Below are 20,970 nucleotides of genomic sequence, written 5' to 3' on the forward strand. Positions count from 1 at the left end.
TAAATTGAATGAGCATTCATTCATAACTTCATGTTAAAAAGAAACGAGTGATTTGTCAAGTGCTCTTCTTCTTTCTTTTCAACCTTTAGCATACCAGAGCAGACAGTCACAATTCAAATCATCCGGCCGCTGGACCGGATGATGCAGGTTATTTTTTAAATTGGTCAACTGGCGCTTCAAAAGAAGATGATTGCTTTCTTTTTTCTTCTTCAATCAACACTCTGCGCAAGATTTTCCCTACGGCCGTTTTAGGCAGTGACTCTTTAAATTCATAGACACGCGGCACTTTAAATGAAGCAATTCTCGTTCGAACAAAACGATCGAGCTCATCCTCAGTTAAATAGGCATCCTTTTTTGGGACAACAAATGCTTTCACTGTTTCTCCCCTGTACGGATCTGGAATACCTGCAACGACGACTTCTTGTACAAGCTCATGCTCATAAAGGGCTTCCTCGACCTCTCTTGGATAAATATTATAGCCGCTCGCAATGATGACATCTTTTTTCCGGTCTACTATATAGAAGAAACCGTCTTCATCCATATATCCAATATCTCCGGTGAAAAACCACCCGTCCTTTAACACAGCCGCTGTCTCTTCTGGCTGATTCCAGTACCCTTTCATAATTTGCGGCCCTTTGACAATAATTTCACCATGCTCATATGGCTCTTTGAGTCCCCCAGTTTCATCGCAATAAATGCCGGCATCTGTATTGGGCCAAGGACAGCCAATACTGCCAGTTTTGTTCGCTCCCCATAAGAAGTTGGCATGGGTAACTGGTGAGGTTTCTGAAAGACCATATCCCTCCACTAAACGTCCTCCTGTTAATTTTTCAAAGCTTTGTTTGACTTCAACAGGAAGAGCCGCAGAGCCGCTTAAACAAGCCGTAATGGACGACAGGTCATACTTTTCAATATTCGGGTGATGCAGCAGGGCGATATACATCGTTGGTGCTCCTGGAAACAACGTTGGCCTCTGTTTTTCAATGGTTTTGAGAGTGTCAGCCACGTCAAAACGAGGAAGAAGAATCATTTGATGACCTTCTTTGACTGCAAGGTTCAACACAGTGGTCATTCCGTACACATGAAAAAACGGAATAATGCCAAGAATCCGTTCTTTTCCCCCGTTCGTTTTATACATCCAGGATGCACACATTTCTGTATTGGCTAAAATATTTTCATGCGTGAGCATGACCCCTTTCGGTAAACCGGTCGTTCCCCCTGTATACTGCAAAACAGCGACATCCTCTTTCGGTTGAAAGGCCTGCTGTGGAATCTGTTCTCCTGACGATTCTTTCATCACCTGCGAGAAGTGATGAATGGTATCACTTTTCTCGACTTGGATGACCATTTTGTTTTTTCTTCTTTGGACAATGGGGAAAAGAATGTTTTTCGGAAATGGCAAATAATCTTGTAGTTTGGTGATGATTAAGTGCTCCATACTTGTCAGCGCTTTCATTTTATAGGCCTTTGGATACAAAAGATCGAGTGTGATCAGCACTTTAGAGCCGCTGTCCTCCATTTGATACTCAAGTTCTTTCTCTGTATAAAGCGGGTTCGTTTGAACAACAATGCCGCCTGCTATCAAAACAGCATAATAAGAAATAACCGATTGAGGGCAGTTTGGCAGCATAATAGCCACACGGTCGCCTTTTTTTACGCCAATTTTCATCAGGTGATTGGCTAGTTTAAGTGCCTCTTCTTGTAACTGTTCATAGGTGATGTTTTTTCCTAAAAAATGAATGGCTGTATGCTCAGGTGCTGCCTCTGCGGAGCTGAATAAGTAAGATTGTAACGTTTCATTTGGGATGGTGAGTTCGTGGGGAATTTGATTCGGGTAATGCAGAAGCCAACGTTTATCTGACTGCATAAAAACCCTCCTTCCTGAACTTTCGTACTATTTTATTATAGCAAACTTTTCCTTAGGGCAGTTTCCTTTTTTCAAATAGAGCTTGGTTCAATTGCACACCTTCATTTTTTCGCCTGTGCTTCTATAGATGCTCTTTTTCCTTCGTGATGCCACTTCTCATATAATCCCCCAACCGCACGGAACGCCTCATTGACTCTTTCCACGATCTGTTTATGGATACTAGGGTCATGAGGTAAATGTGTATGGATGTTGTCGACTTGATACTGCTTCAGCATGTCTATGTAAACAGTGAGAAAGATGGTGTCTTCTAAAACCCAATAAATGACTTCATCCGCCTCTGTTGTTCTTTTATGAAGCACTTGCACTCCTCGTTCATATTGAATGAGGATATAGCCATTTCGATCAATCTGAATATATGGACTCAAATCATCAAAAAAACCAGTCGTTTGAAATGGACGTGCGATATACGGTTCATATATGTCTCGGGGAAGTGATGTTTTTTGGAGACAAGTATCAATTCGCTTCATCAGTTCGTCTTTTTGTAGAATTTGCTTCATCATGATTCGCCGCCTTTAATGAGATAAAAGCTGTCAAGTGGTTCCCTGACAGCTTTCTAACATTGTATTCTTCATTTCACAGGAACATGTAAACGGCGCCAATGACCGCAAAAGTGCAGGCAACTACAATTAATACTTTTGCTAGCTTTTCCATGTCGTCTCCTTAAATGCCGGCTGCTACTACGTAAGACAGCCCAACTGAAATAATGAGTGAAATAAACCCAACTGCTCTATTATCATTCTCAATCTCTTTATCTACTTTAAATCTTGGAGTTAAAAATTCAAAAATGAAATAGCTGACAAGCAGCATCACAAAGCCGTATACGCCCCATCCAACCATTTGAAGAAGGGAGTTGTGCTGTGCGATGGAATGCTGAAACACATTCGCAATCCCAAAGATCTTCCCGCCGGTTGCCATGGCAACCGCTAAGTTCCCCCGCTGGATCTCTTCCCAGTTTTTATAGGAGGTCACGAGTTCAAAAATGGTTAGAAATAAGACAAGACATAGGACCGCCACGCTGTAATAGGCGGCGATTTCCACAAGTTCATTTTCCCAAAAGGCTTTCATGCGTTTTCTCCTTTTTACTTTAATTCGACGATGGTGACACCTGATCCTCCCTCGCCTTGTTCGCCAAAACGAGCATTTTTCACACTTCTGTGCTGCTTTAATAATTCCTGGACCCCTTTTCTTAGGGCGCCAGTTCCTTTTCCATGAATAATCGACACGCGCGGATAGCCAGCTAATACAGCATCATCTAAATATTTCTCAACCCTGCTTAAGGCATTCTCATAACGCTCTCCTCTTAAATCAAGCTCAAGCGATACATGATAATCTTTCCCTTTGACCGCTGTAATGGCTTTCTCTTGTTTAAATTCGGGTGCTGATTTGATAAATTCCATGTCTTTTTCTTTTACTTTCATTTTCAGAATGCCCATTTGGACACTCCATTCTTTGTCACCCGTTTGTTCGAGCAGCGTTCCTTTTTGTCCGAATGTGAGCACTTTGACTTCATCGCCTGGTTTTAGTTGTCTTTCTGCTTTTTTCGCTGGCTCTGGTTTTTTCTTCCGGTCAAACTCAGGGACAGCTTCTTCAAGACGCTTTCTCGCATCGATGAGTTCATGTTCTTTGAACGAGCGATGCTCACTTTTAATGGACCGCAGCTCTTGAATGATGTCTTCTGCTTCTTTGGCTGCTTGTTCGATTTTTTCTTTCGCTTTTCGTTCGGCCTCTTCAAGCAGCTTGTCTCTTTGCTCATTCCATTCAAGAATTTGTCTTTGCAGTTCCTTATGTAGCTTCTCTGCTTCTTTTCGATAGGCTTCTGTCTCATGCAGTTCTTCTTCCGCTTGTTTCTTACTGTCTTCTAATGAAGCAATCATTTGGTCTACTTCATTATGCTCTGCATGCATGTCCGCTTTTGCCCGGTCAATCAGATGGTCAGGCAAACCAAGACGTTTGGAAATTTCAAACGCATTACTTCGTCCCGGCACACCGATGAGCAAACGGTACGTTGGTGATAGGGTTTCAATATCAAACTCGACGCTCGCATTTGTGACACCTTCTCGGTTATACCCATATGCCTTCAGCTCAGGATAATGAGTCGTTGCGATGACGCGTGCATTTGTTTGATGAACTTCATCTAAGATGCTCATCGCAAGTGCTGCACCTTCAGCAGGGTCTGTGCCTGCCCCTAATTCATCAAATAACACAAGTGAATCCGAGGTTAGATGCTTTAAGATATCCACAATATTGACCATATGTGATGAGAACGTACTCAAGCTTTGTTCAATGGACTGTTCGTCTCCAATATCAGCAAAGACTTGGTCGAATACAGCCACTTCTGATCCTTCTTCAACTGGAATATGAAGGCCCGCCTGTGTCATGAGTGTCAGCAGCCCAAGTGTTTTTAAGGTGACTGTCTTACCACCTGTATTTGGTCCAGTGATCACGATCGTTGAAAAATCCTTACCAAGCTCAATGTCATTTGCCACGACCTGATCCCGAGGCAACAGGGGATGTCTTGCTCGTTTTAAATAAATTTCTCCTTGATCGTTTACAGAAGGCTTTGTTGCTTTTTCTGCCTTTGCATATTTGGCTTTTGCAAAGATAAAGTCTAACGTCTGAAGTTCCTTTACATTATGAAGCAGTTCATGAATATGCTCTGACACGCTCTCTGTCAGCATTTGCAGGATCTTTTCGACTTCTTGCTTTTCTTTTAAACGAGTTTGCTGCAAGGTGTTATTTAGATCCACGACCACTTGAGGCTCAATAAAAAGTGTTGCCCCGGAAGAAGACTGATCGTGAACAATCCCACCGTAGTTCGAGCGGTACTCTTGTTTCACCGGAATAACAAAACGATCATTACGAATGGTCACAATCGTGTCTGAAAGCATTTTTGAAGCAGATTGTGAACGAATCATCGATTCTAATTTATCACGTACTTTTGATTCTAGTGAGCGTAATTGGATGCGTAACGAACGAAGTGCAGGGGTTGCATGATCAAGTACTTCTCCATTATCACCAATACAGCTCTCGATTTCTTTTCTGACTTCAGGAAGTAAAATAAGCGTTTCTGAATATGTATGAAGGCGTGGTATGTCTACACCATCTTCATACATGGACGTGAGAAAGTGCTTCATATTCTTCACAGCATACAATAGTCCTGCAATTTCCATCAGCTCAGAAGGGTTTAATGTACTGCCGATTTCTGCCCGTTTGACCGCGCGTCTAATATCCGTTAACCCGCCAAACGGCGCAGACCCCTTTAAACGGATCACATCTTGTGCTTCTGCTACCTCTTCCAGCAAATGCTGAATGGTGTCTATATCCGTGAGCGGCGTTAAATCCTGCGCTCTTTCTTTTCCTAAAGTGGATGCGGTATAGGACATGACTTTATCTTTTACTTTATGAAATTCTAATGATGCTAACACTTTTTGTTGCAGCATTGTACAGCCTCCTAACGACTACCTGTCACGCGTTAAAAACTTTTTCATCTCGTTAAGAGAAAAAGTATTCACGACATTTGCTTTTGGTGTCCAGCCTTTTCTTGCAGCTGTTACACCGACTTCCATATGATCCAGCATGGCGATGTTGTGCGCATCTGTGTTGATCATGATGTTCACTCCCGCTTCGTTTGCTTTCATTAAATGCTCTGTTTTCAAATCAAGTCTTGACGGGTTGCTGTTGAGCTCTAGTGCAGTGCCCGTTTTCTTCGCAAGCTCTATGAGCTGATCAACATTTAAGGCATAGCCGTCTCGTCTCTCGATCAAACGTCCTGTTGGATGTGCAATTAAATCCACATGCTGATTTTGCAGGGCATTTACAAGTCGCTTCATAATGACTTCCTCCGGCTGAGAAAAGCTAGAATGGATAGAGGCAATCACAAAATCCATGTCTGCTAAAAAGTCATCATCATAATCTAACGATCCATCCGGCAAAATATCCATCTCGACTCCTTTGAAAATGTGAAAATGCTCGAATTCCTGGTTGAGCTTGTCAATTTCTTTTGCTTGCAGACGCAGCCGTTCTTTTGTTAAACCGTTTGCGACTTTTAAGTATTGCGAGTGATCCGTTATGGCCATGTATTCGTAGCCTTTAGCGATACATGCCTCTGCCATTTCACGAATAGAGAATGCTCCGTCACTCCATGTCGAGTGCATATGAAGGTCGCCTTTGATATCTTTCAATTCTACAAATTGCATACTTTCTTTATACGTATCAATCTCTGCTCCGGTTTCACGAATTTCTGGCGGAATGAGCGGAAGTTGAAAATGGGCGTAAAAAGCGCTTTCGTCTTCGAATGTTTTCACTTCACCTGTTTCAATCGTTTCAACACCATATTCGCTAATACGCTCTCCGCGTTCCTTCGCAAGCTGCCGCATTCTAATATTATGATCTTTTGAGCCAGTGAAATGATGCAGCGTTGTAGCAAATTGCTCTGTTGTCACAAGACGGAAGTCCACACTGATCTCAAAATCAAGCGTAAGAATCACAGATACCTTCGTATCACCACTTGCAATGATGTCTTTTACATCATCAAGTGCAACGAGCTGCTCTCTGACCTGTTCTGGGTGATCTGTTGCAATGATATAATCTAAATCTTTGACCGTTTCACGTGCACGTCTTAAACTGCCAGCTCTTGAAAAACGGATGATCCCCTCCATATGTTCCAGCGCATGGTCAATTCGCTCTGCGACATCTAATGCAAAGCCAATTGGCAGTCGTTCAGGCTGCTTTCCCGCTTCCTCAAGGGCTGTAAGAATTTTTTCCTCTGTTTTTTTGCCGAAGCCAGCGAGCGCTTGAACTTTCTCAGCTTCACACGCTTCTTTTAAAGACTGTGCATCGCTTACACCAAGTTCTTGGTAAAGCTTAGCAATTTTCTTCCCGCCTAATCCTGGCAATTTTAAGAGCGGGACAAGTCCTTCAGGCACTTCCTTTTTTAATTGTTCGAGTGTTTCTGATTGTCCTTTTTCGATATACTCTGTGATGACAGCAAAGGTCCCTTTCCCAATGCCGGGTAATGCTAATAGATCATCTATTTGAGAAAGGCTGCGGTCATCTTGTTCAAGTGCCACTGCTGCTTTACGAAAGGCAGATATTTTAAAAGGATTATCTCCTTTTAGCTCCATATATACTGCAATTGTTTCAAGAAGTTTGATAATATCTTTTTTATTCATCTCTTAACCTCCAGCCGCTTTGGCATCTTCCTTTATAAATATACAAACTTTTCCTTCATCCTACAACTTTCTGTCATGGAATGAGAAAAAACTTCTCCAAGAAAGGAGAAGTTTTTAAACTCCATACGTCGTCCATAAGTCTTTGACAAGACTGGACAGATAAGGGGTGTTGCCTACGATCACATCTGCTAATATTGATTTGCTCATCATTGTTTGCAGCGCATCCACTGGAAGTAGTGCAGCGACAAACAATAGAATAAACACAAATAGATATGTTTCGAGAAATCCTAAAACACCGCCAAGCAGTTTGTTAACCTGTTTAATCACAGGTATACTTGCAATGGTTGTGAGCAATCCGCCAATAATGGCGAGCAGGATTTTGGTCAAGATAAACAGAATGATAAACGCAATGGTATTATAATAAGCTGTTTCTAGATTCCCACTAAAGAAAGCGAGCTGCGCTTGACCACCGCTGAAATTAGGTGCTGGAATCCACGTAAGCTGTGGTGCAAGTGACTGATAAAACATGGAAGCCACTAAAATAGAAACAACAAAGCTAATCAATTTAATAAATTGAAGAATAAACCCGCGTTTTAGACCGACAAGCGTTCCCATAAGAAGCAAAAACAAAATGATGATATCGATCACGGTAATTTCATTCCTTTTCTTTAAGCTGAACCTCTAGTTTTTCGTATTGCTCTTTTAATTTCAAGTAGTCGTGGACGACATTGACTGCTGTCAGTACAGCTAATCTGTTTATATCAAGGTATGGGTTTTTTTCATTTATTTCTCTCATTTTATCATCAACAATTGAAGCAACATGTCGCATATGCATCTTTGTTTCTTGACCGATGATTGTATAGGACTGTCCGTAAATCTCAACTGTTGTTTTCGTTTTACCGCCGTCAGACAACGTTTCTCCTCCATTCCACGAGAATCCTAGTCTCTATCATAACATGTTTAGACATTGAATGGAAAGACGAGCCCTTCCCTGTTATGGTACACTTTAGAAATCAATGATATCAAGGTAAAAAGGAGTTATCCACTGTGCCCCAATCCGTCTTAAAAGCAACATCAGAAGACATTAAGAAGATGAAGAGCTTGTATGCTCAACATTTAACTGACACTTTGCCGCCAGGCGCTCTCTTTCAAGCAAAGGTTCCTGGCTGTACGATTACAGCATATCAATCCGGAAAAGTGCTGTTCCAAGGACAAAAGGCAGAAGCTGAAGCAAGTCAGTTCAGCCATATAAAAGCAGCTGATACGAAAAGTAAAAAAGCACCTGCTGTCACAAAATACAGCCCGCCGTCTGGCATTGCTTCCATGTCGGTTATCGGTTCAGATGAGGTAGGTACAGGTGATTATTTTGGACCGATGACGGTCTGTGCGGCCTACGTTGATTCCAGCCAGCTTGCTCTGATGAAAGAGCTTGGCGTTAAAGACTCAAAAGGACTAAAGGATCCGCAGATTATCAATATTGCCAAAGATCTCATCAAAACCATTCCGTTCAGCCTTCTCGTTCTCCGTAATGAAAAGTACAATACGATGCAGGAAAAGGGCATGAGCCAAGGGAAAATGAAGGCACTTCTTCATAATCAAGTGATCACCTCTGTGCTAGAGAAACTGGATGGGAAAAAACCAGAAGCTATTCTCATTGACCAATTTGCAGAACCCGGTATTTATTTCAAGCACCTTGCAGGAAAAAAGATCATCCGAGAGCGTACATACTTTAGTACAAAAGCGGAAGGCATCCATTTGTCAGTTGCTGCGGCTTCCATTATCGCAAGGTATGCCTTTTTAATTGAGATGGACAAATTATCAAAAGCAGCGGGCTTTGACATTCCAAAAGGAGCCGGTCTTCATGTTGACAAGGCGGCTGCAAAGCTCATCAAGCTGCACGGCGAAGACGCTTTACGCCAATTTACAAAGCTGCATTTTGCCAACACTCAAAAAGCGAAAAAATGGTTATAATCAAAAAAGAGCTATAGCCCATGAGGTCAGTCCCCATGAGGCCATAGCTCTTTTCTTTATCCGCGCAAGACGGCTTGATACGTATCTTCTAATGCTTTTAATACGTTTGTATGAACAGCCGTGACTTCTTCCTCTGTCAATGTTTGTTCCGGGTTTAAATATTGGAGAGAGAACGCAACAGATTTCTTGCCTTCTTCCATATGTTCCCCCTCATACACGTCAAAGACGGATAGGTCTGTCAGTAAACGGCCGCCTGCTTCATAGATGACTCGCTCCAGCTGTCCGCTTGAAATATGCTGATCTACGACAAGCGCAATATCTCTTGTCACAGCAGGGAATCTCGGAATCGCTGTATATTTCATATCCTCTGTTTCAGACGTCATCACATCTGTTAAATCAAATTCGAATACATATGTTTCTTTTAGATCTAATTCCTTTTCGACAACCGGATGAAGTGCGGCAACAAAGCCAATCACTTTTCCATTTAAGTGAACATCTGCTGTACGTCCTGGATGAAGACCCTCACGCTCTGCTTGAACATATGTGATTTGCTCTGATACACCAAGCTTTTCAAACAGACCTTCTGCAATTCCTTTCGCTACATAAAAATCAACGGCTTTTTTCTCGCCCTGCCAAAGATTTTTATGCCATAGGCCTGTCACCGCGCCAGCCACATGCTCTTTCTCCACCGGTTTTGCACCTTCAGCTTCTGCTAAGAAAACAGAACCCGTTTCATAAAATCCAAAGGAATCAGCCTGTCTTGCCAAGTTATACGCGACAGAATCAAGTAAGTTTGGCAATAGACTTTGTCTTAGCACACTGCGTTCCTCACTCATTGGCAGTGAAAGTCTCGTTTCATAAGCAGGATGCAATGCAAAGGCTGTGGACTTATGCTGATTCGTCAATGAATATGTGATCGCTTGAGATAGCCCTGCTCCCTCTAAGAAACGTCTCACCTTTCTACGCTTCACTTGGTATGGCGTGAGACCGCCAACTGTACCAGCTGTCGCAGGCAGTGTAGACGGAATATTATCGTAGCCGTATAATCTCGCTACTTCTTCAATGAGGTCTTCTTCAATCGTAATATCCATTCTGCGAGAAGGAACCGTCACGACGAGAATGTCATTTGATTCACCCACTGTAAAGCCCAGTTTGTTGAAAATCTGAATCATATCTTCTTTTGAAATGCTCATGCCAAGAACCTTGTTCACACGCTCAGTGGATACGTGGATGACATTCATACTTGCTTCAAGGTGGTTTTCCTCCACAGTCCCACTTAGCACTTCACCACCTGCATAGACGCTGATCAATTGCGCTGCTCTTTCTGCTGCCGATTTCACACGCTGCGGATCGAGTCCTTTTTCAAATCGTGTGCTTGATTCGCTGCGAAGCCCTAAGTCTCTAGATGCTTGACGGACTGTTTGACCGTTAAAATATGCCGCTTCTAAAAGAATTGTAGTCGTTTCATCACGCACCTCTGATTCAAGACCGCCCATGACACCTGCTACAGCGTGCGCTTTCGTACCATTTGTAATGACAAGATGCTTTGATGACAAGGTGCGTTCTTGATCATCCAGTGTTTGAATCATTTCGTTTTCAGCCGCTTTACGTACGACCACTTTCTTTGAACCAAAGCGGTCATAATCAAATGCATGAAGCGGCTGACCGTATTCAAGCAGCACAAAATTCGTAATATCCACGACGTTGTTGATTGGGCGGATGCCTGCATTCATCAATCTTGTTTGCATCCAAAGCGGTGCAGGTCCAATCTTTACATTTTTAATGATCTTCGCTGCATAAAGTGGATTCGCTTCTTGATCTTCAATTTTCACAGAAATATAGTCTGCTGCTTTTTCCGAAGAAGATTCATGTGTTGTATCAGGAAGTTTGATATCTCTTCCTAAAATGGCTGCAACTTCATAAGCCACACCTAGCATATTGAGGGCATCCGCGCGGTTTGGCGTTAAACCAAGCTCAAGTACCGCATCATCTAATTGAAGCGCCTGAAGTGCATCATCTCCTGGTTTTACGTCATTGGGGAAGACAAAGATGCCTTCTGCATATTCCTTTGGTACGAGTTTACTCTCTACTCCTAATTCTTGCAGAGAACAAATCATGCCATGAGACTCTTCGCCGCGCAGTTTTGCTTTTTTAATTTTAAAGTTCCCTGGAAGAACTGCTCCAACTGTTGCGACTGCGACATGCTGTCCTTTCTCCACATTCGGAGCCCCGCAAATAATTTGCACAGGAGCGTCTTCTCCAATATCAACAAGACATTTGTTTAATTTATCTGCATTCGGGTGCTGTTCACGCTCAATGACATGTCCAACGACAACCCCTTTGATGCCTTCGCCTTTATATTCAACGGCTTCCACTTCAATACCGCTTCTTGTGATTTTTTCTGCTAATTCATCTGGCTGAATGCCTTCTAAATCGACATAGTCTTCTAACCATTTAGATGAAACAAACATGTTGATTTCCTCCTCTTAGTCCTGCTTGAATTGCTTTGTGAATCTAATATCGTTTGTGTAGAAATGGCGAATATCATCAATGCCGTATTTCAGCATCGCAATACGTTCAACGCCCATTCCAAAAGCAAAGCCTTGGTAAGTATCTGGATCAAATCCGCTCATTTTCAGTACATTTGGGTGTACCATTCCTGCACCTAAAATCTCAATCCAGCCTGTTCCTTTACATACAGAACAGCCTTTCCCGCCGCATTTAAAGCAAGACACATCTACTTCTACTGATGGTTCTGTGAATGGGAAAAAGCTTGGACGCAGTCTAATTTCACGATCTTCACCAAACATTTTTCTTGCGACCGTCTCTAGCGTTCCTTTTAGATCACTCATGCTAATATTGTGATCTACCACAAGTCCTTCAATCTGCATGAATTGATGTGAATGGGTTGCGTCATCGCTGTCACGTCTATATACCTTACCAGGGCAGATGATCTTCACAGGGCCTTGGCCTTTATATTTCTCAAGTGTACGCGCTTGAACTGGTGACGTTTGTGTTCTCATGAGTGTATCTTCGGTAATATAGAAGCTGTCCTGCATATCACGTGCTGGATGCTCCTTTGGAAGATTTAACGCTTCAAAGTTATAGTAATCCGTTTCCACCTCAGGACCTTCCTCAACGGTATAGCCCATTCCAATAAATAAATCTTCAATATCTTCTACAACAATCGTTAATGGATGTCTTGCCCCCATTTTGATGGGACTTGCTGGTAATGTGACATCAATGGTTTGAGAAGCCAGTTTCTTCTTCACTTCTTCTGCTTCCAGTTGTTCATTTTTTTCTGCAATGGCATTAGCAATCTGCTCTCTCACTTCGTTTGCGAGCGCACCCATTTTTGGTCTTTCTTCAGCGGAGAGTTTGCCCATTCCGCGAAGGACTTCTGTAATCGGCCCTTTTTTCCCTAAATATTGTACACGAATGTCGTTGACCTCTTTGAGCGAGCTAGCTGCTTCTACCTTCGCTATCGCCTCTGTTTCAAGCTGTTTTAACGTTTCTTGCATGAGTGTAATCCTCCTTTTGATATACAAAACCGCCTGGATAAACGGCTGTTTGATCGTTTGAAGACAATAAAAAAACCCGCCCCTCCAAAAAAGAAGGGACGAGTTGTGGTCGCGGTACCACCCTTGTTAAGCACACATGTGCGAATAAGCTTCATTGACATAACGGAATCAAACGAATCCGGTTCACCTTTACGCAAAGCTTGCGGTCCCGGTGACAACTCCAGAGGTGAATTCCTGTTTCAGCATCCCTTAAATGCACTTTCAGTCTACGATGCATTCTCCCTATAAGGCCGCTCATTGAAACAATCTTCCTCTATCATGGTTTTTAAAATATTAGTTTCATTATAGTGAAATTCAGTGCATCATGCAACACTATCCGCGCAAATGATAGACAAGAACCGCTGCTGCAACAGCCACATTTAATGATTCTGCTTGCCCATACATCGGAACATATAAATTCTGATCTGTCATTTGAAGGATCTCTGGATCAATGCCTGCTCCCTCGTTGCCAACAATTAACGCAAACGGGCCTTCTGCCGCTATGTTTCTATACTCTTTCGCATCCTTTAAGGCACTTCCGTACACGGGTATGCCCTGCTCTTTGAATGCTGGAATCGCCTGTTGAAGTGTTTGCTTTAAGATGGGCAGATGGAAATGAGAGCCTTGAGCTGAACGGAGCGTTTTTCCGTTAAAAGCATCGACGGTCCCATCCCCTAAGATCACAGCATCCAGACCAGCGGCATCTGCTGTCCGAATCAGAGTGCCCAAATTTCCCGGGTCCTGCACTGCATCTAAAAGTAAAATTCGCTCATACTTCTTTTCTTCAAATACAGGAAGTGTACAAATCGCTGCGATGTGCTGAGGCGTTTCGGTTTCTGTCATTGCAGAAAAAGCCTCTTCACTCAGTTCATAGAGCTCAATGTCAGGCTTGATGTCAGACCGAAGCATGTCAGGCGATGTGACCATTAACTCCTTCACAATCCCGCTCTTTAATGCTTCTTCTACTAAATGTTTCCCCTCAACGAGAAATAGCCCCGTTTTCGTTCGTTCTTTTTTTGTATGCAGCTTTTTCCATTGTTTAATACTTGCGTTTTTAGCTGATTCTATATATTTCAAGCGACTTTAACTCCTTTAAATATCATGAATTTATTATATCTCATGCACACTACATAATAAACCTGTCTTTGAGACAGAATAGGGCTATTACCATCAAAAAAGGAGTGTGGGCAATGGATTTTAATTTAAGAGGCGCAGTCATTCAAAACATCACTGGCCATAATCAAGAGCAGCTTGAACATACGATTTTAGATGCGATTCAAAGCGGCGAGGAAAAAATGCTGCCAGGCCTTGGCGTGTTGTTTGAGGTTTTATGGCAAGAGGCATCAGAAAACGAAAAAAATGAAATCCTTGAAACATTAGAGCAGGGCTTAAAGCCTCAGCAGCAGCAATAAAAGAAGCCGGTTTGCTTATGTATGACAGCAAACCGGCTTTTGTTCGTTTATCCAGTGATAGGTGTCTCCATCCGAAGCGCTGGATCACGCCAGATCTCGACCCATTTTTTAATAGCAAACACAATAATCACAAATCCCAAGATCAGCATGATGATCGACAAGAACGCATTAAGCACGCTGTAGCCAGACGCCTCAGGATTGAGGTATACATTGGCCACCATCCAATAGCCCGCATAATTCACGGTGACATATAAGTAAGCGAGCGGAATTAAACAAGTCAGCATATATCGCCTTTTATCCGCAATTTTTAACACAACGGTCGCACCAATGATCAAGCCTACCGAGGCCATTAATTGGTTTGAAACCCCAAATAACGCCCAAATGGACCCGATGTCCCCAGAGTAAAGCAAGTATCCCCACATAAAACAGGCAAGCGCACTTGCAAACACAGACCCAGGTACCCAATCATTTCGTTTAAGCGGTTTATATGCTTCTCCAAAGAAGTCTTGAATCAAATAACGTGCCACACGCGTTCCAGCATCAATAGCTGTTAAAATAAAGACAGCTTCAAACATAATGACGAATTGGAAGAAATAAGACGCCAAATGGCTAAAGAATGGAATCCCCGTAAAGATATACGCCATCCCCACTGCTAATGTAACGGCTCCACCCGTTCTTCCCTCTAAATCAAGACCAATTTCCTTACTAAGCTGCGGAAGGTTCTCGACACTCATACCGAGCGTTCGGAACACTTCTGGTGTACTGTTAATCGCAAAATAATCTCCTGGATGAAGAGCTGTGGCGGCAATTAACGCCATGATCCCCACCAAGCATTCCACTAGCATTGCACCAAACGCTACAGGCTTCATATCACTCCAGCGGTCCAGCATCTTTGGCGTTGTTCCTGAGCCAACAAATGCGTGGAAACCGGATATGGCGCCGCAAGCAATTGTAATTGATATAAATGGCCAGACAGGACCAGCTAAAACAGGCCCTCCTCCATTCACAAACTCTGTAAACGCTGGAAATTGAATGGCCGGATTCACCACAAAGATCCCAGCAATCAGAGCGATGAAAACACCAATTTTCATAAAACTACTTAAGTAGTCTCTTGGTGCCAATAGCAGCCAAACTGGCAGAGCCGCTGCAAAGAATGCATAAATCGGCAAGGCGAGAGCCAGCGTTTTTGTATCAAGTGTTAAAAAATCACCAAGTGCCGTTCCTTGAATATTTGGTCCAAGGAATACACCAAACATCAGTAAAATAAATCCCGCAGATGTGGCCAGCTTTAAATTGCCTGTCTTTTTATAATAAAGACCTACCCCCATTGCAATTGGAATGGTGATTCCGACTGCAAATGTCCCCCAAGGGTTTCGTTCTAAAGCATGAAGCACAACCATCGACAGCCCTGCCATTGTGATCGTTATGATAAATAGCATGGCAAGCCCTGTACAAAATCCTGCAACAGGTCCTAGCTCTTCTTTCGCTACCTCTGATAGTGATTTCCCCTTTTTTCGCATCGAAGCAAATAACACGACAAGGTCATGCACAGCTCCGCCAATCACCGCTCCGATTAAAAGCCAAAGGAGACCAGGTAAATATCCAAATTGTGCGGCTAAAATTGGACCAACTAGTGGGCCAGCAGCTGCAATCGCAGCAAAGTGATGTCCAAATGTGACCCATTTATTTGTTGGCACGTAATCTTTTCCGTCCTCTAGTGTATGAGCTGGTGTCGGATGATCATCTGTGACCTTTAATACCTTGACCATCATAAATGTACCATACAGACGATACGCTATCGCTAAAATACACATAGATCCTATGACAATTGTAACCGCATTCATTTAACCATCCCCTTTGTATAAACAATTTGTTACAAATATAACATAAATTGATTGATTTTTCTTTCTTTTAAAACAAAGTTGAAAGATAGGAATAATTGACTTATTCTTAAGTTAGCTTCACCTACTTCCATAAACTCTCTTGTGGCAGAGCGGTCTCTAGGCTCTGTCCTTTTTATTGATTTCATCTTACAAAAATAAAAGCTTGATCACATGTGCCTTATTCACTAGAAAATTTCCTCTCCATTTGTCAAAAACAGTTCTTTTGACGCAACTTGAACAACGAGGTTCATTTCCTGGGAAATTCAATGGAACAAAAAAAGCCTTTCCCCAATGCCGAGGAAAGGCCTTCCTATTAAGAACCGTACGTAATCTGCTCGACAGTTTTTTGATCGAGTCTTTTGATCACTTCTGTTAAAAGCTTCACTGCATTTTCATAATCATCCCGGTGAATCATCGCTGCATGGGTATGAATATATCTGCTTGGTATCCCGATTGATAGGGATGGAACACCATGACCCGTTAAATGGATACCGCCAGCATCTGTCCCCCCGCCAGGCATTGAATCGTATTGATAAGGAATGTTCAATTCATCTGCTGTCTGGACAACAAAATCGCGAAGCCCTTTATGAGATACCATAGAAGCGTCAAAAACAACGATCGTTGGTCCTTGACCAAGTTTGCTTGTTGCTTCTTTTTCAGTAATGCCAGGCGTATCTCCTGCTACACCAACATCAATGGCAAATCCAATATCAGGCTGGATCGTAGCAGCTGCTGTTTTGGCTCCGCGTAAGCCTACTTCCTCTTGTACAGTCGCAACACTGTAAGCGATATTTTCATGCTGAGTGGCATGTAAATTCTTCATGACATCAATCGCAACTGCACAGCCGATACGGTTGTCCCATGCTTTTGCAAGGAGCATTTTTTCATCATTCATCACCGTAAACTCAAAGTAAGGAACGATTTGATCTCCAGGCAGCACTCCCCACTCCATTGCCTGTTCTTTGCTTGAAGCCCCAATATCAATAAACATATCTGTTATCTCAATTGATTTTTTACGGGCTTCTGGCGATAAGACATGTGGTGGTTTAGAACCAATCACGCCTGTGATCTCCCCTTTTTTCGTCACAATGGTGACACGCTGCGCCAGCATGACCTGTGACCACCAGCCGCCAACCGTTTGAAAACGAATATAGCCTTTGTCATCAATTTTTGTCACCATGAATCCTACTTCATCTAAGTGACCAGCGAGCATGATTTTAGGGCCGTTTGCGTTTCCTTCCTTCTTAGCGATCAAGCTGCCAAGGCGGTCTGTCGAGACTTCATCTGCATATGATTCTATGTATGTCTGCATGACTTTTTTGACATCACGTTCATTACCTGGAATCCCTTTTGCATCCGTTAGGTCTTTCAGCATAGTTAATGTTTGATCTAGCTTTGTCATTCCATTTATCCTCCTTTATCTTCATGGTGCATTCTTATTATACAAAACCTCTTTCGTTCAATACGATCTTTTTATGAATATTTTTTCGTTTTACGAAATATTTTTTTAAAAAAAGTTGAAACCTTTTGACTTTCTCATTCGTAGTACATCAGATAACGGTATTGGAGGTGCATCCTGTCATGTTTGTAATCCTCATTAGACTCGCTCTTGTTGCACTGCTTGTCTACATTTTCTACATGGCGGTAAAATTCTTCTCAAATCCGAGAAGAAAGCTGAAACAAGCGCAATTAAAAGAAGGCTTTTATTTTATGGACGAACAGCAAAATGCGCGCAAAAATTTTAATTTCGTCTATAAAGGTGTCTTGTTTGAAGGGGAAAAGCATGTTCCTTCTAAGGATCATCCTCTGTTTGTCCACTCCATTTACGTTTGGACGGAGTCACCTGAGAAACTAAATGAATTTACATTAGAAGACTTTGAAAAACTTGAGGAAAACATCATCGAACGGTATCCTCAAACAAAAATTGATTGGGATCAGCCCATCAAAAAAATCAAACACAAAAAAGGAGCAGACACGCCGTCCTGATGGCGTCTGCTCCTTTTTCAGTTTCAGATGAGATGGATATATCCTAATATGATCAACTGCAAAACAATTAAAGCAGGCATGCCAATTTGAAAGGCAGTATGCTTTGTTTTATGCCGGAAATACTGCATCCCAAGAAATGACCCAGCAGCGCCAAAAAGTACCGCTGCACTCCATAAATGTGCCTCTGAAATTCTCCATTTATGCGCTTTAGCCCGGCGCTTATCCTCTCCCATAAGAAAAAAACCATAGCCATTCACTAAGATAAGCAGCAGGATCAGACCGATGTTCATTCTTTTCACCTCACATGATGAGAAAAAAAGATCACCCCTCGACGGAATGATCTTTTATATGACTTACTTGTCTAGTTGTGCTTTTGCAGCATCAGCAAGCTGATTGAATGCGTTTAGGTCATTCACAGCAAGGTCAGCAAGCATTTTGCGGTTTACTTCGATACCAGAAAGCTTTAAGCCATGCATTAAACGGCTGTAAGAAAGACCGTTCATACGAGCTGCAGCATTGATACGAGTGATCCATAGTTTACGGAAGTCACGTTTTTTCTGACGACGGTCACGGAAAGCGTAGTTTCCAGATTTCATGACCTGTTGGTTTGCTACTTTGTATAATCTATGTTTTGAACCGAAATAACCTTTTGCTAATTTAAGAACCTTTTTACGACGCTGACGCGACACAGTTCCGCCTTTTACTCTTGGCATTGTAATTCCCTCCTATGATTCCTATTCCAAATTACTTAATGTTTGCAAGTTGTTGTTTGATACGTTTGAAATCTCCAGCACTTACGATTGCGCTCTTACGCAATTTACGTTTTTGCTTTGTAGATTTGTTAGCGAACAAGTGACTTGTATACGCATGAGAACGTTTAAGTTTACCAGAACCTGTTTTTTTGAAACGTTTAGCAGATCCGCGGTGAGTTTTCATTTTTGGCATTGGATATTTCCTCCCTCTGTTACTTTACTTTTCGACTTTTGGCGCAAGCATAAGGAACATGCTGCGTCCGTCCATCTTAGGTTTTGTTTCTACTGTTGCTACTTCAGCGCAAGCTTCAGAGAAACGGTCTAACACGCGCTGTCCGATTTCTTTATGCGTAATCGCACGGCCTTTAAAGCGGATAGAAGCTTTCACTTTATCTCCCTTTTCAAGGAATTTGATTGCATTACGGAGCTTCGTGTTAAAATCATGTTCATCGATTGTCGGGCTCAACCGAACTTCTTTTAAGCTAATGATTTTTTGATTCTTACGTGCCTCTTTATCCTTCTTCTGCTGTTCGAATCGGAACTTACCGTAGTCCATGATTCGGCAAACAGGTGGTTTTGCATTTGCAGCAACTAACACAAGGTCAAGATTGGCTTTAGCAGCTATCTCCAGAGCTTCCTGTCGGGATTTAATCCCAAGCTGATCGCCATTTTGTCCGATTAAACGAACTTCACGCGCACGAATACCTTCATTAACTAATTGATCTTTGCTAATAGTGAGCCACCTCCATGAGATTTTGAATTGAGTTCACAATTCATTTTGACCATTTCGTTGTATGTTTTACAGGCAAACAAAAAGTGTGGGCATATAAAACACCCACACTACGAACATTTGCATGAAAAAATAAATGTACGGTCAACCTGTCAACTACAAACATGTGTCAAGCAGGTGAGAAGCGGGTGCTTCTGCTTGTGATATCTATTCAATTCGTTAACTATTCTACACAATTTTCATTTGTCCGTCAAGTAACCGAACTCTTGAAACAACTTTTTCATTTTATCATGATGAAACGAATTGGGCAAGACTTTTTCAAACAATGACGTCATCAAAGAATCAATTGCATAAAGATTGGGATGACGATGACGGTCACAACCCCTACGACCACAACGGCGATACTGGCCATTGCCGCTTCTACTTCTCCCATCTCAATCCCAACAGAAACGCCAAGCGCATGTCCTGATGTCCCAAGTGCAAGACCTTTTGCCACTGGATGTTTAATTCGAAACATTTTCAAGAAGAAGGCACCAAGCGCATAGACAATCACCGCATTAAAAATAACAGCAAAGGCTGTAATATCCGCGATTCCGCCAATATCCTTTGCAATCGGAAGAGCAATCGCTGTCGTCGCTGCCTGTGGAAGCATGCTTTTCATGACAGCCGCATCAAGATGAATTCCTTTTGCTACGACATACACAATTGTAATGGAACAAAGTGAGCCTACAAAAATAGCGGATAAAATTTGCCACCAATATTTCTTAAGAAGCGCTCTCTGCTTATAAAGCGGAATGGCAAATGCAATGGTGGCAGGCTCTAAGAAGAACTTAATGATCCGGCCGCCCTCATTATAGTCTTCATAGGAAAAGCCGCCAATTTTCAAAAATAAAATACCTAACACCATGGCAACAAAAAGTGGTGTGAATAAGAAGAAACCTTTAGACTTTTTAAATAAGAATGTGCCGATCCCAAAGGCGACTAATGAGACGACAATGCCAAAATACGGACTCATAGTACTTGTATCCATCTTATCCCTCTCCTTTAATGCGTACTTGAAGCTGGTTTATTTGAATGAGAAGGAGTCGATTTGGTCTCCTGTGTCTCTTTACGTTTCTGCGGTCTTTCTGATAATTGCATCAGAAGCTGCGAAAACAGCCCAGTCGTTGCAAGTAACATAATGGTTGCAATGATAATCACACCCACTACTTGCACGCCTACTTCTTGCATGACACCAAGTGATTGAATGACCGAGATACCAGAAGGAACAAATAGAAAGCTAATAAGTCCTGTCAATGATGTGCCTAATTGCTCTACCTGCTCAAGTTTCACGATTTTAGTTGTTAATAAAACAAATAATAGAACCAATCCAATAACGGATGCAGGCATTGGAATCGGTAAATACATTGAAATGAGATTAGAAACGAACATTACGGTTGCAAAGATAAATGCTTGAGATAAAAATCCATATACTTTTGTGGCACTCATGCCCTTTCACCTCTTTCTTCGACTGCCCTCAGTATATGGCATGAAATAAACGAATGAAGCGTTTACAATGAAACTCACCGGATTCAACGA

At 42.3% G+C, this 20,970-nt stretch carries 21 protein-coding genes and 1 other annotated feature; of the genes, 3 read left to right on the forward strand and 18 right to left on the reverse strand.

Annotation, left to right across the window (positions count from 1 at the left end):
- Positions 1-148 precede the first annotated feature (148 nt).
- The 7 genes from NPA43_RS12615 to zapA all read right to left on the reverse strand — a co-directional run bounded on the left by NPA43_RS12615 (position 149) and on the right by zapA (position 8,011).
- On the reverse strand, positions 149-1,867 hold the full coding sequence (locus tag NPA43_RS12615; protein ID WP_249704976.1) for an AMP-binding protein: 1,719 nt from the start codon (positions 1,865-1,867) through the stop codon (positions 149-151).
- Positions 1,868-1,968: 101 nt separating this feature from the next.
- The gene (locus NPA43_RS12620; protein WP_367307774.1) at positions 1,969-2,424 is read right to left on the reverse strand and encodes an Imm63 family immunity protein; all 456 of its coding nucleotides are present in this window, start codon (positions 2,422-2,424) and stop codon (positions 1,969-1,971) included.
- A 163-nt stretch (positions 2,425-2,587) separates the two neighbouring features.
- Positions 2,588-2,992: a DUF350 domain-containing protein gene (locus tag NPA43_RS12625; protein ID WP_007501637.1), complete on the reverse strand. Its 405-nt coding sequence runs from the start codon at positions 2,990-2,992 to the stop codon at positions 2,588-2,590.
- Between the two features lie 14 nt (positions 2,993-3,006).
- Positions 3,007-5,364 (reverse strand): endonuclease MutS2, encoded by a 2,358-nt coding sequence (locus NPA43_RS12630; RefSeq protein WP_256499680.1) that lies wholly within the window; start codon positions 5,362-5,364, stop codon positions 3,007-3,009.
- 21 nt (positions 5,365-5,385) lie between these two features.
- Positions 5,386-7,098 carry a DNA polymerase/3'-5' exonuclease PolX gene (polX, locus tag NPA43_RS12635; protein WP_256498887.1) on the reverse strand — a complete coding sequence of 571 codons (1,713 nt, stop codon included), beginning with the start codon at positions 7,096-7,098 and terminating at the stop codon, positions 5,386-5,388.
- Positions 7,099-7,212: 114 nt separating this feature from the next.
- Entirely contained in the window at positions 7,213-7,746 is a 534-nt protein-coding gene (locus NPA43_RS12640; protein WP_099726927.1) for a CvpA family protein, read from the reverse strand.
- Between the two features lie 7 nt (positions 7,747-7,753).
- Complete coding sequence (gene zapA, locus NPA43_RS12645) at positions 7,754-8,011, reverse strand: cell division protein ZapA (protein WP_034320877.1); 258 nt, start codon at positions 8,009-8,011, stop codon at positions 7,754-7,756.
- Between the two features lie 134 nt (positions 8,012-8,145).
- Here zapA and rnhC point away from each other — a divergent pair, with 134 nt between their 5' ends.
- The gene (rnhC, locus tag NPA43_RS12650; protein ID WP_256498888.1) at positions 8,146-9,069 is read left to right on the forward strand and encodes a ribonuclease HIII; all 924 of its coding nucleotides are present in this window, start codon (positions 8,146-8,148) and stop codon (positions 9,067-9,069) included.
- A gap of 56 nt (positions 9,070-9,125) precedes the next feature.
- Here the strand turns inward: rnhC and pheT are convergent, their stop codons facing one another.
- From pheT to NPA43_RS12665, 3 genes are all read right to left on the reverse strand, one after another.
- The gene (gene pheT / locus NPA43_RS12655; protein WP_256498889.1) at positions 9,126-11,540 is read right to left on the reverse strand and encodes a phenylalanine--tRNA ligase subunit beta; all 2,415 of its coding nucleotides are present in this window, start codon (positions 11,538-11,540) and stop codon (positions 9,126-9,128) included.
- A gap of 15 nt (positions 11,541-11,555) precedes the next feature.
- Complete coding sequence (gene pheS / locus NPA43_RS12660) at positions 11,556-12,590, reverse strand: phenylalanine--tRNA ligase subunit alpha (RefSeq protein ID WP_099726924.1); 1,035 nt, start codon at positions 12,588-12,590, stop codon at positions 11,556-11,558.
- A gap of 372 nt (positions 12,591-12,962) precedes the next feature.
- On the reverse strand, positions 12,963-13,706 hold the full coding sequence (locus NPA43_RS12665) for a TrmH family RNA methyltransferase (protein WP_230031023.1): 744 nt from the start codon (positions 13,704-13,706) through the stop codon (positions 12,963-12,965).
- Positions 13,707-13,819: 113 nt separating this feature from the next.
- Here NPA43_RS12665 and sspI point away from each other — a divergent pair, with 113 nt between their 5' ends.
- The gene (gene sspI, locus NPA43_RS12670; RefSeq protein ID WP_024425725.1) at positions 13,820-14,041 is read left to right on the forward strand and encodes a small acid-soluble spore protein SspI; all 222 of its coding nucleotides are present in this window, start codon (positions 13,820-13,822) and stop codon (positions 14,039-14,041) included.
- A gap of 47 nt (positions 14,042-14,088) precedes the next feature.
- Here the strand turns inward: sspI and cstA are convergent, their stop codons facing one another.
- Together cstA and NPA43_RS12680 are read right to left on the reverse strand one after the other, a co-directional pair.
- On the reverse strand, positions 14,089-15,885 hold the full coding sequence (gene cstA / locus NPA43_RS12675) for a carbon starvation protein CstA (RefSeq protein WP_099726922.1): 1,797 nt from the start codon (positions 15,883-15,885) through the stop codon (positions 14,089-14,091).
- A 352-nt stretch (positions 15,886-16,237) separates the two neighbouring features.
- Entirely contained in the window at positions 16,238-17,326 is a 1,089-nt protein-coding gene (locus NPA43_RS12680) for a M42 family metallopeptidase (RefSeq protein ID WP_099726921.1), read from the reverse strand.
- Between the two features lie 179 nt (positions 17,327-17,505).
- Here NPA43_RS12680 and NPA43_RS12685 point away from each other — a divergent pair, with 179 nt between their 5' ends.
- Positions 17,506-17,910, forward strand: coding sequence for a sigma-w pathway protein ysdB (locus NPA43_RS12685; protein ID WP_099726920.1), 405 nt, complete (start codon positions 17,506-17,508; stop codon positions 17,908-17,910).
- Positions 17,911-17,933: 23 nt separating this feature from the next.
- Here NPA43_RS12685 and NPA43_RS12690 read toward each other — a convergent pair whose 3' ends face one another.
- The 6 genes from NPA43_RS12690 to lrgA form a co-directional block, all read right to left on the reverse strand.
- Complete coding sequence (locus NPA43_RS12690; protein ID WP_249704969.1) at positions 17,934-18,200, reverse strand: DUF1294 domain-containing protein; 267 nt, start codon at positions 18,198-18,200, stop codon at positions 17,934-17,936.
- A 63-nt stretch (positions 18,201-18,263) separates the two neighbouring features.
- Positions 18,264-18,623 carry a 50S ribosomal protein L20 gene (gene rplT, locus NPA43_RS12695; RefSeq protein WP_007501659.1) on the reverse strand — a complete coding sequence of 120 codons (360 nt, stop codon included), beginning with the start codon at positions 18,621-18,623 and terminating at the stop codon, positions 18,264-18,266.
- A gap of 31 nt (positions 18,624-18,654) precedes the next feature.
- The gene (gene rpmI / locus NPA43_RS12700) at positions 18,655-18,855 is read right to left on the reverse strand and encodes a 50S ribosomal protein L35 (RefSeq protein WP_003216324.1); all 201 of its coding nucleotides are present in this window, start codon (positions 18,853-18,855) and stop codon (positions 18,655-18,657) included.
- 24 nt (positions 18,856-18,879) lie between these two features.
- Positions 18,880-19,395, reverse strand: coding sequence for a translation initiation factor IF-3 (infC, locus tag NPA43_RS12705; RefSeq protein WP_034320896.1), 516 nt, complete (start codon positions 19,393-19,395; stop codon positions 18,880-18,882).
- 71 nt (positions 19,396-19,466) lie between these two features.
- Positions 19,467-19,598, reverse strand: a sequence feature (ribosomal protein L20 leader region).
- Between the two features lie 128 nt (positions 19,599-19,726).
- Positions 19,727-20,422 (reverse strand): antiholin-like protein LrgB, encoded by a 696-nt coding sequence (lrgB, locus tag NPA43_RS12710; RefSeq protein ID WP_180275498.1) that lies wholly within the window; start codon positions 20,420-20,422, stop codon positions 19,727-19,729.
- 14 nt (positions 20,423-20,436) lie between these two features.
- Complete coding sequence (lrgA, locus tag NPA43_RS12715) at positions 20,437-20,880, reverse strand: antiholin-like murein hydrolase modulator LrgA (RefSeq protein WP_034320899.1); 444 nt, start codon at positions 20,878-20,880, stop codon at positions 20,437-20,439.
- Positions 20,881-20,970: the final 90 nt, after the last annotated feature.

This window comes from Bacillus pumilus, from assembly GCF_024498355.1.
GTDB lineage: Bacteria > Bacillota > Bacilli > Bacillales > Bacillaceae > Bacillus > Bacillus pumilus_P.

What these genes read in the sequence shown, in the direction of transcription:
- NPA43_RS12615 (WP_249704976.1), bottom strand. Translation starts at nt 1,867, where the DNA reads ATGCAGTCAGATAAACGTTGGCTTCTGCATTACCCGAATCAAATTCCC.
- NPA43_RS12620 (WP_367307774.1), bottom strand. Translation starts at nt 2,424, where the DNA reads ATGAAGCAAATTCTACAAAAAGACGAACTGATGAAGCGAATTGATACT.
- NPA43_RS12625 (WP_007501637.1), bottom strand. Translation starts at nt 2,992, where the DNA reads ATGAAAGCCTTTTGGGAAAATGAACTTGTGGAAATCGCCGCCTATTAC.
- polX (WP_256498887.1), bottom strand. Translation starts at nt 7,098, where the DNA reads ATGAATAAAAAAGATATTATCAAACTTCTTGAAACAATTGCAGTATAT.
- pheT (WP_256498889.1), bottom strand. Translation starts at nt 11,540, where the DNA reads ATGTTTGTTTCATCTAAATGGTTAGAAGACTATGTCGATTTAGAAGGC.
- pheS (WP_099726924.1), bottom strand. Translation starts at nt 12,590, where the DNA reads ATGCAAGAAACGTTAAAACAGCTTGAAACAGAGGCGATAGCGAAGGTA.
- sspI (WP_024425725.1), top strand. Translation starts at nt 13,820, where the DNA reads ATGGATTTTAATTTAAGAGGCGCAGTCATTCAAAACATCACTGGCCAT.
- cstA (WP_099726922.1), bottom strand. Translation starts at nt 15,885, where the DNA reads ATGAATGCGGTTACAATTGTCATAGGATCTATGTGTATTTTAGCGATA.
- NPA43_RS12680 (WP_099726921.1), bottom strand. Translation starts at nt 17,326, where the DNA reads ATGACAAAGCTAGATCAAACATTAACTATGCTGAAAGACCTAACGGAT.
- NPA43_RS12685 (WP_099726920.1), top strand. Translation starts at nt 17,506, where the DNA reads ATGTTTGTAATCCTCATTAGACTCGCTCTTGTTGCACTGCTTGTCTAC.
- NPA43_RS12690 (WP_249704969.1), bottom strand. Translation starts at nt 18,200, where the DNA reads ATGAACATCGGTCTGATCCTGCTGCTTATCTTAGTGAATGGCTATGGT.
- rplT (WP_007501659.1), bottom strand. Translation starts at nt 18,623, where the DNA reads ATGCCAAGAGTAAAAGGCGGAACTGTGTCGCGTCAGCGTCGTAAAAAG.
- rpmI (WP_003216324.1), bottom strand. Translation starts at nt 18,855, where the DNA reads ATGCCAAAAATGAAAACTCACCGCGGATCTGCTAAACGTTTCAAAAAA.
- lrgB (WP_180275498.1), bottom strand. Translation starts at nt 20,422, where the DNA reads ATGGATACAAGTACTATGAGTCCGTATTTTGGCATTGTCGTCTCATTA.
- lrgA (WP_034320899.1), bottom strand. Translation starts at nt 20,880, where the DNA reads ATGAGTGCCACAAAAGTATATGGATTTTTATCTCAAGCATTTATCTTT.